The sequence below is a fragment of the Synechococcus sp. H60.3 genome (assembly GCF_047462295.1).
GTDB lineage: Bacteria > Cyanobacteriota > Cyanobacteriia > Thermostichales > Thermostichaceae > Thermostichus.
The window spans coordinates 1-12943 of sequence record NZ_JANSIY010000074.1 but is presented as its reverse complement, the minus strand read 5'-3'; the positions used below and the strand labels follow the sequence as shown (position 1 = coordinate 12943).

At 59.9% G+C, this 12943-nt stretch carries 13 protein-coding genes; 2 read left to right on the top strand and 11 right to left on the bottom strand.

Annotated features, from left to right (window positions below):
• The 7 genes from NW841_RS08860 to NW841_RS08830 form a co-directional block, all read right to left on the bottom strand.
• Positions 1-777: proton-conducting transporter membrane subunit (locus tag NW841_RS08860; protein ID WP_414386126.1), on the bottom strand; the 777-nt coding region annotated here is incomplete at its 3' end.
• A gap of 144 nt (positions 778-921) precedes the next feature.
• The gene (gene gvpJ, locus NW841_RS08855; protein WP_414386125.1) at positions 922-2181 is read right to left on the bottom strand and encodes a gas vesicle protein GvpJ; all 1260 of its coding nucleotides are present in this window, start codon (positions 2179-2181) and stop codon (positions 922-924) included.
• Between the two features lie 110 nt (positions 2182-2291).
• A complete protein-coding gene (locus tag NW841_RS08850) occupies positions 2292-2771 on the bottom strand; it encodes a peptidylprolyl isomerase (RefSeq protein WP_414386127.1) in 480 nt (159 codons plus the stop codon).
• A gap of 241 nt (positions 2772-3012) precedes the next feature.
• Entirely contained in the window at positions 3013-3468 is a 456-nt protein-coding gene (locus NW841_RS08845; protein ID WP_414334740.1) for a phosphate-starvation-inducible PsiE family protein, read from the bottom strand.
• A 40-nt stretch (positions 3469-3508) separates the two neighbouring features.
• Positions 3509-3670 (bottom strand): DUF2256 domain-containing protein, encoded by a 162-nt coding sequence (locus NW841_RS08840; RefSeq protein WP_414334739.1) that lies wholly within the window; start codon positions 3668-3670, stop codon positions 3509-3511.
• 31 nt (positions 3671-3701) lie between these two features.
• A complete protein-coding gene (locus NW841_RS08835) occupies positions 3702-5348 on the bottom strand; it encodes a CTP synthase (protein WP_414386124.1) in 1647 nt (548 codons plus the stop codon).
• Positions 5349-5400: 52 nt separating this feature from the next.
• Positions 5401-5910: a hypothetical protein gene (locus NW841_RS08830; RefSeq protein ID WP_414386123.1), complete on the bottom strand. Its 510-nt coding sequence runs from the start codon at positions 5908-5910 to the stop codon at positions 5401-5403.
• A gap of 170 nt (positions 5911-6080) precedes the next feature.
• Here NW841_RS08830 and NW841_RS08825 point away from each other — a divergent pair, with 170 nt between their 5' ends.
• The gene (locus NW841_RS08825; RefSeq protein ID WP_414386122.1) at positions 6081-7103 is read left to right on the top strand and encodes an aldo/keto reductase; all 1023 of its coding nucleotides are present in this window, start codon (positions 6081-6083) and stop codon (positions 7101-7103) included.
• Positions 7104-7144: 41 nt separating this feature from the next.
• The gene (locus tag NW841_RS08820; protein ID WP_414366372.1) at positions 7145-7888 is read left to right on the top strand and encodes an HAD family hydrolase; all 744 of its coding nucleotides are present in this window, start codon (positions 7145-7147) and stop codon (positions 7886-7888) included.
• Between the two features lie 8 nt (positions 7889-7896).
• On the opposite strand, the gene queA is transcribed toward NW841_RS08820, so the two are convergent.
• The 4 genes from queA to NW841_RS08800 form a co-directional block, all read right to left on the bottom strand.
• Entirely contained in the window at positions 7897-9069 is a 1173-nt protein-coding gene (queA, locus tag NW841_RS08815; protein ID WP_414386121.1) for a tRNA preQ1(34) S-adenosylmethionine ribosyltransferase-isomerase QueA, read from the bottom strand.
• Positions 9070-9206: 137 nt separating this feature from the next.
• Positions 9207-9800, bottom strand: a complete 594-nt coding sequence (dcd, locus tag NW841_RS08810; RefSeq protein WP_414366375.1) for a dCTP deaminase — start codon at positions 9798-9800, stop codon at positions 9207-9209.
• A 92-nt stretch (positions 9801-9892) separates the two neighbouring features.
• Positions 9893-10516, bottom strand: coding sequence for a cob(I)yrinic acid a,c-diamide adenosyltransferase (locus NW841_RS08805; protein ID WP_414366376.1), 624 nt, complete (start codon positions 10514-10516; stop codon positions 9893-9895).
• A 1070-nt stretch (positions 10517-11586) separates the two neighbouring features.
• Positions 11587-12723 carry a phosphodiester glycosidase family protein gene (locus NW841_RS08800; RefSeq protein ID WP_414386120.1) on the bottom strand — a complete coding sequence of 379 codons (1137 nt, stop codon included), beginning with the start codon at positions 12721-12723 and terminating at the stop codon, positions 11587-11589.
• Positions 12724-12943: the final 220 nt, after the last annotated feature.

Sequence of the window (12943 nt, the reverse complement as noted above, 5' to 3'; positions counted from 1 at the left end):
GGCCAGGGCAAAACCTGCCGCTTTGGATCCCACCGACAAAAAGGCCACCACCGGCGTCGGGGATCCCTCATAAACATCAGGAGTCCACTGGTGAAAAGGCACCGCCGCCAGCTTAAAGCCAATGCCGCCCAGGCAGAACACCAAGGCAAGGATCCCCACCAGGCCGGCATTGGCCAGGTAGGGCGCGATGGCCGCCAATTGGGTCTGCCCCCCCGACAGGCCGTAGAGCAGCGACATGCCGTAGAGGAAGATGGCCGTGCTGCTGGCCCCCGTCAAAAGGTACTTCAGGGCTGCCTCGGAAGAACGCGGATCCCGCTTGGTGTAGCCAGCCATCAGGTAGCTGGCGATGCCCAGCGTTTCCAAGGAGACGAACACCATGATTAAATCCGTCGCCCCGGCGAGGAACATGCCCCCCAAGGTGGCCGTGAGCAGCAGCACATAAAACTCGCCGGTGGGTGTCCCTGCCTGGGCGATGTAGCGCTCCGCCATCATCACCGTCAGAGCTGCCGTTGCCACCACCAGGCCGCGGAAGAGAATGCTAATTGGATCCGCGGCAAAGCTGCCCAAGAAGCTCTCCAACTGGGGCTGCTGCCATTGCAACACCAAGGTCACCAAGGCCCCAATCAAGCCGAAGAGGGAGAGGGCCGGCAGACTTTTGCGCGCCGCCGACCCACCCACCAGATCCACCACCAAGACAATCAACAGCGTGAGGGTGACCACCACCTCTGGCCAAATGGCGTCGGCATGCAGGTTTCCGGTTGGGGCGAAGACATCCATAGGAGAAGACTATGAAGAGAGATTAACGGGATCCAAAGCCAGCATACCGCGATTTCTGGGTTCTCTTCTCGCTTCAGGCATGGCTTCTCCCAATTATCTCAATCAAGACTCTCAATGCTCAGGCCACTCTTGATCACAGCCCCGCTAGAGCTTGGCACTAGAGGTGAGCACCAGTTTTAGGCGGGCGTGGATGAGATCCAAGTCCGCCAGCCCCAGGTCGATCTCGCCGTCGATAACAATCCCGGTGTTAATCAGCCGATCCAGGAGTTCCAGCAGGGATCCCTCGCCGTGGGGTTGGCCGGGGTAGTAGTCCCCCTGACGGGGCAGAAGCGTGCCCAGATCTCCCAAGTCCAGGTTGAGATCCGCTGGGTCGATCTCCAGCAGGGCGCAGAGTTGCCGAATTTGCTGGCGCAGGGCCTGCAGGCTGCTGCCGGCCCGCTCAATTTGCTCTGCAGAGAGGCGATTGGCCTCCATCTGGCGTACCACCTGAGCTTCCATCAACTGCCGCAGCAGCTCCACCAAGGTCAGCACCAGCGAGGCCAAACCGGCTTCCGGGCGTTTCCGGCCAGGGGTGAAGTCTTCCGGGCTGGCCGGGCTGACAGCAAGGTGAGGGGAAGGAACAGGCAGGGCCAACCACTGCTCAAAGGGCTGGCAAAACTGTTCTAGGCTGAGCAAATGGAGACGGGGATCCCGAGCGGCCGCTTCCCGCTCCTCGGGCAGGTTGTAGCCCCACTCGGCTAAAAACAAGAGCACCTGCTCCAGTTCCGGTACGCTCTGCACCTGGCGCAGCGTCTGCAGGCGATCCTCGACAAACCAGAGTTCCTCAGGCGCTACCTGGGTCGCTGCTAGCAGCCGCTGGAGGGTGGTGGCCTTGGGGGCGCGTACCTCCTTGCCCAGGATGCGGTGGCGTGGCAGTTGGATCCCTTCGCGGAGCAAAAGCTGCTGGATAAACCGCCCCTCTTTGGTACTGAGAATGGCCAGGCGCGGCTCGCCGGCAGCCTGGATCTGGCGCATCCAGGCCGTTACCCCTGGATAAAAGCGGTGCAGCCCCAGCCAGCCCTGGAGATCCTCTGCCAGCCAGCGATCCCGCACCTCATCCAGGGCTTGGGCCAAAGCCCGCTCGGAAACCCCCCCCTGCTGCAACAACTGCTGACGCCAGCCCGGCCAGTCTTGGCGCAAGTCCTCTTCGGGGATCCCTTGCTGCAGCCCCCACAGCAGCAGAGGCATCTCCCAGCCGGTCTCGATTAGGGGTCGCAGGCGGTCGAAGGCAGGGCGCAATGGCTCCAACTGGGCAGGGGCCAAACCCCACACCTGACTACAAACTCGACAGGAAGAAGCAAAGTACTCCGCCCGTCCGTCGCAGAGCACACCATCAAAATCCAGAACTAGAATGCGGGGGGACATTCGCCGGGGCCTAGCGAACTCCATAACTGAGTCCCCCATAGAGCAAGTTGCAAAAATGGGGCCAGAGGCCAAGTTAATTTAACCAAACTGTTTCGCCGGATTGGCCCAACCTAGTCTGATTCCGAGATGCGAACAGACTTGATCACAACCGGGTTCAAGGGGCGATCCTGAGGGCCCGTGGGCGCCGTGGCAATTTTATCCAACACCTCTTCCCCCTCGATCAGTTGTCCAAAGATGGTGTAGTGAGGAGGCAGCGGGTAGTCGGCATGCATAATGAAGAACTGGCTGCCATTGGTGTTGGGGCCAGCATTGGCCATGGCCAAAGTCCCTCGCGTGTAGGGGCGCCGCACCGGCTCATCGGGAAAGCGGTAGCCTGGCCCACCCCGACCTGTGCCAGTGGGATCCCCGCCCTGAATCATGAAGCCCCGAATGACCCGGTGAAAGATGACGCCGTCGTAGAAATGATCCCGGGCCAAGAAGACAAAATTGTTGACAGCAAGGGGAGCTTCCTGCGGGAACAGCTCCAAAACCATCGTGCCGGCGGTGGTCTCCAGCGTGGCCGTGTAGGACTTGGCCGGGTCGATGACCATTGGCGGAGGACTGTTGTAGGTTTTCACGGTTTTGCCCAACTGTTGTGCTAGGAGCAAATCGTAAGAAGAATGCGGACGGGCCAGAGCGGGAAGAAAGCCAGATCCCACCCAAAGCAGCACCGCCAGCACAGCTAGCTTCAACAGGTGGGCAACCCCCGAGGGCACGCGCATCTCTCTTGCCAGAAAGCTCCGCCCCTATCCTATCAGGATTTGTCCAGGCCCGCCCTTCGCTCGACAGGGATCACGGCTTGGCTCGTCGCACCAGCCAGTAGCTGACGGAGAGGGCTAGCGTCGCTGCTGCCAGCCCAATGAGATCCAGGCCCCCCAGCTTCTCAAAATCGAAAATAATGATCTTGCGCGCCACCGCGATCAAAGAAGTCACAATCACCAGCTCTACCTGCACCACCTGCTTTTGCAAGTAGGCGGTAATGTTCTCCAGAATCTCCAGCGCGATCAGGATATTCAAAAAAAGGCCGAAGATCTCGATCAAAGTGGTGGAGAAAAAGCCAGTCGGCTCCTGCAGCAGATCAGCCACCAGGAAGCGGGCCAAATCCACCACGGCCACCCCAATCAGCCCGATCATCAAGATGGAAAGCAGCTTCGAGATCAGACTTTCTAGGCGGGTAATGGCCCGCAGAAAGGGATCCTCCTCTTCCGTTTCGTGAGGATTGTGCAAGAGCCACTTGAGAAACCGCATGCCACCCCCCTTTGACGACCCCATTATCTGCCCCAGACGTCTAGGAGGATCGGGATCCCTTGGAGCGATGGTTGCGACACCGCTCAGAACAATATTTCACCTCCGGCCAGCAGTCGGCCCACTTCTTGCGCCAGGTAAAGGGCCTGCCGCAGGTGAGGCAGATTTTGCTTGGCAAATCCGACTTCTTCCGGTGGCGGGGCATGGCGCGCTGGAAACAACAACCCTTGGATAACTTAACCAGATAACTGCCCTGTGTTCTGCAACTGCAAGGCTTGCGGCCGGGAACGGCTGCGCAGGGCGGCTTCAATCAGCCCCAAAAAGAGGGGATGGGGGCGATTGGGGCGGGAGCGAAACTCGGGATGGAACTGGGTGGCAATGAAAAAGGGGTGGCTGGGCAGCTCAATGATTTCCACCAGGCGGTTATCGGGCGAGACGCCGCTGATGACGTAGCCGGAGTCCAAGAACAGGCTGCGGTAGGCGTTGTTGAACTCGTAGCGATGGCGGTGGCGCTCGTAGATGATGGCCTCGCCGTAGAGCTTGGCCGCCAGGGTGTCAGGCAGAATGCGGCAGGGGTAGAGGCCCAGGCGCAGGGTTCCCCCCAAGTGCTCCACATCTTTCTGCTCTGGCAACAGGCTAATGACGGGGTGGGGGGTGTCGGGATCAAACTCGTAGCTGTTGGCCCGCTCTAGACCGGCAATGTGGCATCCCCAGTCGATCACCGCACACTGCATGCCCAGGCACAGCCCTAGGAAGGGGATGCCTTGCTCGCGCACGTAGCGGATGGTGGCTACCTTACCCTCGATGCCGCGGCTACCAAACCCCCCCGGCACCACCACGCCGTCCACACCGGCCAGCAGGGCTGCCGGCCCCCGCTCCTCAACTTCTTCAGAAGAGATCCAGCGCAAAGTAACGCCGGCATTGAGGGCCAGGCCCGCATGGCGCAGGGCTTCCGCCACTGAGAGGTAGGCATCGGTGAGGCGCACGTATTTGCCGACAATGGCAATTTCTACCCGCTCTTGAGGGTGGTGCAGCCGCTGCACCAAGAGCTCCCACTCGCGCAGATCCGGCTGCTGCGGATCCAAGTTGAGGATCTGCAAAACCCGCTGGGCCAAACCCTCTTGCTCCAGCACCAAAGGCACATCGTAGATGCTGGGGGCATCCTGGGCCTGGATGACACATTCCACCGGCACGTCGCAAAACTCAGAGATCTTCTCCTTGAGGCCGCGGGGCAGGGGCTGCTCGCAGCGGCACACCAGCACGTCCGGCTGAATCCCGATCGAGCGCAGCTCCTTGACCGAGTGCTGGGTGGGCTTGGTTTTCATCTCCCCCGCCGCCCTGATGAGAGGCACCAGGGTCACGTGCACGTAGGCCACGTTGGCTCGGCCCACGTCTTTGCGAAATTGGCGGATGGCCTCCAAAAAGGGCAGCGACTCGATGTCCCCCACCGTGCCCCCCACCTCCACCAGCACCACGTCGGGGTTGGTCTCGCGGGCCACCCGCCGGATGCGCTCCTTGATCTCCTGCGTAACATGCGGGATCACCTGCACTGTGCTGCCCTGGTAGTCGCCCCGCCGCTCCTTGTAGATCACCGCCTGGTAAATGGCGCCGGTGGTAACGTTGTTGAGCTTGGACATGTTGGTGTCGGTGAAGCGCTCGTAGTGGCCCAAGTCCAAGTCGGTCTCGGCGCCGTCGTCGGTGACGAACACTTCCCCATGCTGGTAGGGGCTCATGGTGCCGGGATCCACGTTGATGTAGGGATCCAGCTTTAAAATCGACACAGTGTAGTTGCGGGACTTGAGCAGACGCCCCAGGCTGGCCGCCACAATCCCCTTGCCAATGCTGGAGACCACTCCGCCAGTGATGAAGACAAACTTGGTCATCTCCCGCATCCCTTGCCCTCTTTTGATTATGCCAGGGATGGCGGGGATCCCATTAGCGCAGAGAACGGATGGGGCCGTTGTAGAGGATGGTGGTCTGGAAGGTGCGCCGATCCACCCGCACCTGGGTTTCGATGCTGGGCTGAGTAAAGCCAGGCTCGCCGCCTCGGAAGGTGAAGATCCAGGCATCTGCGAACTCTTCAAACGGTGCATCGATGGCTGCCCCGTGCATAGAGGCCTCAGCGCGGTAGCGCTGCAAGCCCCCGTTGGCAATTTCAGCCGCTTGGCGGGCTAAGTTCTTGGCCCGGTTGAGATCGCGGAAGTAGCGGCTAATCTCCTCAAAAGTCCCCGTCGGCAGCGGCCTTGGCCGGGGGGATGTCGTCGGTACAGGCCGGGGATCCGGCACGATGGGCAGGGTGGGAATATCCTGGCCGGGGGGCAGCGGGATAGGAGTTCGGGAGGTTTCTGGAAAAAGGGGCGTGATCACCTGTGCCTGCACAGACAGCAGGGATCCCCAGATCAGAACGCTGCCCCCGGCCAGGCAGAGAGGGAAAATGGACTTCATTGGGCCATTCCGGTGGGAATTTTTCAATCCCCACTCTACTGAGCCTCTAGTTAGAAAAGTAGAGGCAAAAGCCCGGCCTCCTTTTCCACCAGCAGCTAGGCGCAACCGGCTTTGTCTTCTCCCGGCGCCTGTTAGCATCCTGAAACCGGATCCTCTTTGCAGAAGTTGCCATGGAGTTTGTCACGCTTGCCGAGACAGGTCTAAAACTTAGCCGCGTGGGGTTGGGCACCTGGAGCATGACCGGGGATTGGTGGGGGCCAGCAGACCCTGAGGAGGCCTATGCCACCCTCCGCAAGGCTATTGACCTAGGTATTACCCTCTTTGACACAGCCCCGGCCTATGGCCGCGGCCTTTCGGAAACGCTTTTGGGACGGGCCATCCGCGATGCCGGCTGCCGGGATCGCGTGGTCATTGCCACCAAGGCCGGCCTGCAGTGGACTAACGGCAAGGTGGTGCGCAACTGCAGCCTAAGTTGGCTAGCTCAGGATCTGGAAAACTCCCTTCGCCGCCTGCAGACGGAGGTGATTGACATCTACCAGGTGCATTGGCCAGATCCCCTAGAACCTTTGGAGGAAACGGCCGCCTTTTTCTACCGCCTGCTGCAGGAGGGCAAGATCCGTGCCATTGGGGTAAGCAACTTTTCTCCTCAGCAGATGGAGCGCTTTCGCCAGGTGGCTCCCCTGCACACCGTCCAGCCGCCCTATAACCTGTTTGAGCGCCAGATTGAGGCGGACGTTCTGCCCTACTGTCGGGCTAACGGCATTGCTACGCTGATCTACAGTCCCCTCTGCCGGGGATTGTTGGGGGGACGGCTGACGCCCCAAACCAAGTTTCCGCCTGGAGATCTGCGCGGCGGCATCGATCCCAAGTTCGTGGAACCTCGCTACTCCCAGTACTTGCAAGCAGTAGAAGAGCTGAGCCAGCTGGCACGGGAGCGCTACGGCAAAACCCTGCCTCAGTTGGCCGTGCGCTGGCTCTTGGATCAGCCGGGAGTGAGTGCAATCCTGTGGGGAGCGCGCAAGCGCCAGCAGTTGGATGACCTAGCCGGAGTTTGGGGCTGGTCGCTGGAGGCGGAGGCAAGGCAGGCCATCGACGAGATCCTGCACAGGCATGTTCCCGAACCCATTCCCCCCAGCTTCATGGCTCCTCCTGCCCGCGCAGGGATCCCAGCTTCTCGGAATTGTCCAGAGTGATCCTAAGGATCAAGCAAGAGAAGGGCGGAAGAGGTTCTCCTATGGCGCTGCAAGGGGTGATCCTAAGCTGGAGCGGCATAGTGGCCGACGATGAGGGGCTGCACCTCTCCGCCATCAACCAGGTGCTGCTGGAGGAGAACTTGCGTCCCTGGGATCTAGGATCCCCTGCCCAAAAGGAGCTCTACCGGCTGCACTACCTAGGCCGATCCGATCGGGAGCGCCTGCCCGCCCTTTGGCAAGCCCAGGGGCGGGTGCTCAGCCCCAAGCAGCGAGAAGAGTTGCTGCACCGCAAGGCCCTGTACTACCGGCAGGCGTTGCAGGAGCAGAAGGGATCCCTTCTTGTCCCCGGCTTGGTGGAGACTCTAGAGAGGCTGGAGCGGCTGCAGCTCAAGGTGGGCCTAGTGAGCGGCCACGCTGCTGCTGAGGTGGAGGCCTTTCTAGAACGCTTCCCCTGTCCGCTCCTGGCCCAGCTGACCGACCATTTCCGGTACCGTGTGACCGGCGAGGAGATGGATCCTGACCTGGGTTCAGGGCAGCTGCACCGTCTGCTCCTAGAGCGGATGGGGCTCTCCCCTCAGGAGTGCCTGAGCTTTGAAGCCACCTACGCCGGCATGCAAGCAGCTCGCTCCCAAGGGATCCCGGTCTTGGCCCTGGCCACTTTCTTTCCTTTGCACATGCTGCAGCGGCGGGCCAACTGGGCAGTGGATGGCTACCCCCAAGTGGAATGGGAGCGCCTCCAGAGGTGGTTTGCCACTGGCCAAGACCGGCCTGCCCAAGCCGCCTGAGGATCCCCTTAGGGCAGGATCAGCATGCCGTCCCCAAAAGAATAGAAGCGATAGTCTTGCTCAATGGCCTCTTGGTAAAGATCCAGTAGCCTCTGCCGCCCAATCAGCGCTGCCACCAGCATCATCAGGCTGGAGCGGGGCAGGTGGAAGTTGGTGATTAGGCCCTGCACCACCCGCCAGCAGTAGCCAGGGTAGATGAAGAGGTCGCTCTTCCCCTGCCAGGGCTGTAGGGTGCCGGAGAGGGCTGCCGTTTCCAGCGCCCGCACCACGGTTGTTCCCACGGCAATCACCCGCCTTCCCTGCGCTTGGGCTGCCCGAACGGCAGCTACTGTTTCCGCCGGCACCTTGAGCCACTCGCTGTGCAAGTGGTGGTCAGTGACTCGTTCTGCCTCCACGGGGCGGAAGGTGCCCAGGCCAATGTTCAGGGTGATGAAAGCGGTTTGGATCCCCTTTTGAGCCAAGCGCTCCAAGAGCTGGGGGGTAAAGTGCAGGCCGGCGGTGGGGGCGGCCACCGAGCCTGGCTGCCTAGCCCAAACAGTTTGATAGTCTTCGGGTCGGACTCCTGCCTCCGCCGGATTAAGGGTGTGGGCAGCCTTGAGGTAAGGGGGAAGCGGGATCCGCCCCACCCGCTCCAAGATCTTCTCAAAGGGATCCGCTCCTTCCCAGGTAAACCGCATCACCCGGCCACTAGTCTCCGCATCCACAGCAAGTACCGTGCCCATCAGTTCCGCCGGGGATCCCTGCTGATCCCAAAACCGGATCTGATCCCCTACCTTGACCCGCTTGCCTGGTCTAACCAAGACCCGCCAGATCTGCTCCTGCTGGAAGGTGTTAGCTGGGATCCCTGGCAACTCAGGCTCCAGCAGCAAAACCTCTACCCGTGCCCCAAAAGAGTCTTTTTCCGGCAAGACCTTGGCTCCCCACAGCCGGGCCGGGATCACCTTGGTGTCGTTGAGAACCAAGAGATCTCCGGCTTGCAGGTAGTCAGGCAGGTCGCAGAAGCGGCGGTGCTCATGCCTATCTGGGTACACCACCAGCATCCGCGCCTGATCCCGCGGCTCCACAGGGGTTTGGGCAATCCGGTCGGGAGGAAGGATGTAATCGTAGGAAGCGGTAAGCCAATCTGGATTATGCTCACCGGGGCTGCCAGGAGAAGTAGCCGCCAAAGAAGGATCGTTCAAAGAGCTCTGCACTACTACCGCAACAGGTTAAAAGGGGATCCCCGGCCATTCAGTATAGCCCCCCGTCTCCCCCTTGCCCATCCGCCGGGTTTTACCGTGGTCTTATCCCCTTCTCTGCCGAGAGGGAAGCAAGTCAACTAAACCTTGGCCACCACCACCTGCTGCGGCTGATCTTGGTACTTGCCCTGGCGGTCGGCGTAGGTAGTCTGGCAGGGATCCCCTTCCAAGAAGAGAAGCTGCACCACCCCTTCATTGGCATACACGCGGCAGTCGGCGCTAGAAGCGTTGGAGAACTCCAGGGTGAGATAGCCCCGCCACCCCGCCTCGGCTGGGGTCAGATTGGCAATCAGCCCTACCCGTGCATAGGAGGACTTGCCGATGCAGATGACAGTGATGTTGTCCGGAACTTGCAGCCGTTCTAGGGAGACACCCAGCCCGTAGGAGTGGGCAGGAATGATGAAGTAATCCCCCATCTCATCGTGGTGCAGCTCCACCGCCTCCAGGTTCTTGGGGTTAAACCGCTTGGGATCCACCACTGTGCCGGGCACGTGGCGGAAGATCTTGAACTCCACCGGCGACAGGCGAATGTCGTAGCCGTAGGAAGAGAGCCCATAGCTCAAGACGGGCCGCGTCTGGCCGTTCCACTCCACGCGACGCACCAGCTCAGGGCAAAATGGCTCGATCATCCCCCGCTGCGCTTGCTCGTAGATCCAGCGGTCGTTTTTTAACATGGCTGCAACAGGCTGCCCGACAGGCCAGAGAGTTTGGGAAAGAGAGCGCAGTCACTGATGGCAAAGCTAAGAGCTGCTGACCCGCGAGGGATCTATTCTCGGCGGGGGCCGCCCTCTGGAGAAGGAGGAGTGAGGACTGGATCCCGCCGTTGGCGTAGCTGGGTGATCAGATCTGCGCGTTCCAGGAGAGAATCCGGCATCTCTGGCCCGGTGATGACTATGTCCATCCAGACTGGGCGCTGATCGATCAAATCCAGCACCTGCGCCTCCGGGATCAAGCCCAGCCTGATGGCCAGGCCCAACTCGTCCAGCACCACCAAGCCATAACGGCCACTCCTGACCGCCTCCTGGGTAAATTGCCACAGCTCATCCAGAGCCCGCCGCTCCTCTGGCTCCAGGTGAGGCGTATCGATGCAGCGGTGCAGACGACAGCGGGCCCACTCCAGAGAGCTGCCCAGCAAAAGACGATTTTCTGGCCCCTGGTTGATCCCACCCTTGAGAAATTGCACGATCAACACCCGCGTCCCCTGGCCAGCCAAGCGCAGCGCCTGAGCCATCACAGGCGTGAACATACCCCGGCTGGGATGGGTGTAGAGCTGCAGGGATCCCTGGGGGATCAACTGGGTGGAGAAGGCTCCATCCCTCTGCAGGAAACGGTCGTGAGCGGCAGGCTGCTTAACCCGGGCCGCAGGAACAGCATCCTTGGGGGAGGGCATAGGATTCGGAGAGGCAGTGCAAACCACGGCTTGATCTCGCAAGTGGGTTAAGGAACTAGGCCCTAGGTTCACAGGGCCTACAAGTGGTGGAGAGCATTGGCTATGGATTCCATGAAACACCACCTGTGCGTATCCGTCAACGAGTTGGTTTTGCTTCTGGCCGGCATACAAATCTTCTCAAATAGAGTGACAGAAAACACAATCCTTGCCCATCCTAGCTTTTTGGCACAAGAGGCAGGAGCCCAAAAGAAAAGCTTTTGAACAAAATCTTAATTAACGTTCAAGTCCAAACAAAAATCTGAGTGTAGAGGTATTTTACTTAAGCACAAAAGTATCTTATAAAAATGCAAGCAAGGAATCAATGTTTTCCGAATGAGATGAGCTCTTGCAAACAGGAATACCGATATCGGCGGCCTGGCCACCAGATGGCGGCGAAGCTCTGCTCATCTCAAAAGCCTTGCCCAGCGGGGGATCTATTCGGCTAGGAGCCGGAGAGCCCCCCATGTTGTCTCGACTTCACTTTGGAAAAAGTGTGACTGCAAGTCCAAAAACTTAAACTTAATTTCTAACCTCGAAAGCGACGAAATGCAAATCCATTAATTGCCTTCATCAAAAACAACTTATCAACGATATTTTTTGAGAAGGGACGCAAAGAATTATGTAACCTCTATATCCTGGAACTATTTTTCGCCAAGTTATCTCTTCAATTATTTTTCTGGTCGATCTCAAGGCTAATTTTTTGTTCTCAGTTTAATCTCTATTTCTATCACGAGAAATAGGCATTGGCCATTCAGTTTGGATCCCACGTAAGGCTAACCTATACAAGCTCTAGAGCCTTGGGTTCTGAGATTGGCGGGATCCCGTTGTGCAACTGGAGCCGAGTCCCTCCTCTGGGGGTGAGGGGAGATCTTTGGTTCTTGAGAAGTCTTCTCCTGCCGAGGGTAGATGCAAACCTAGAGTAAGCCTGATCCCTCATTCAAGCAGCCAGGAAGCCTGGGGATCCCACTCTCGATCCCTGGAAAGGACTTTTCTCTGTCCCGCCGCTAGAAAAGGTGGGCTTCGGTTCTCCATCACCGACTTGGACTGGGGAAAAACCCTAGGCCGTTGTGAACTCGGGGTGTGCGTTGTTCTGGGTGTCGGTGTTGCAAATTGACGGTTTCTCCCCCCAGCACCAAGGTGGAAGCATTGCCCCCATCCAAGTTCAGGGCATGGCGACAGCCCAATTGCTGCATCAACTGCGCCATCTCCAGCAGGGTGAGCCCTTGATTTTCCTGGGCATTGCCGGCGGTCACCCACAGCAAATGTCCGTTGTCCAGTTGACCGACGGCACTGCGGGCAGCCCGTTGGCGGCGGAAGAGGGGTTGAAATCCCTCTAATTGGGCATCCAGAACCACTTGGCCGTCCAAGAGCAAGAGCGGCCCTGCCCCTAGCATGTGGGGGTAGGCGGCCAGCTCTGGCGGATCCACAGTCCAGCTCAACTTGAGGCGATCCCCCGCGATCAGTTTGCCGGCTTCCAGGGCACCTTCCAGACCCCGCGCTGCCAATACGTAGCCGTTGGGAGGGATCGGCACCGTCAAACTACCGGCCAGGCCTGCCGGCAGAATGTCTTGCACCTGATCCTGCCGCACCATCAGGAGCATTTCACCATCCGTTTGGGTAGTGTAGGTGGATCCCCAATCAGGGGTGTACTGGGCAACTCCGGGCAGGATGTAGCCACTGTTGATGCCCACCAGCGGGATCCGATCCCCAAGGTCGTTGCGCAGCTCTGCCTGCATCTGCAAACGGGCAAAGCGCACGGATTGCCCTGCCGTCCCATCCGACCAAGCGATGACCCCACGGCCTAAGATGGGGCTGGAGATCCAGCGGCCATCCCGACGAATGGCTCCCAGCGGCTGGCGGGTGTTGCGATTGAAAAAACCGCCGTTGATGGCCGCCACGGCTCCCTGTTCAGGGCCAAAGGAAGACAGCTCCCCCAGACCCACCAAACTGGCAGGATTGGCCCAGATGGGGCGCAGTTGGCCCGCTGTAAGGGAAATGACCACGATGGCAACCGGGATCCGATCGTCCCCAATCCAGACTTCCTCTTGGTACAAAGGGATCCCCTGCACCACCCGCACAGGCTGCCAGTCGAGGAGCGTCTGGGCAGGGGCAACCGGGCTGTTGAGCAGGAGGAGAGTCGCTCCCACAGCGGCCAAGGTTTTAGGCAAAGCAACCCTCTTCACCAGCCCCTCTCGTTGTTGCTCTAGCCTCTTGGAGCTAAGTCGCTTCAAACCAGATTAAGACACTTTGCCACTCACCTGAGCGCTCCAGGCCGCTATAGGCGACCACCCCCGGCGGGGGGGCCCCCCCGGGGCGGGGGGGGTTGGGGTGTGGTGTTTTATACAACGCCCCCACCCCCCCGCCCCACAGCGAGCGGGAGGGCGGGTG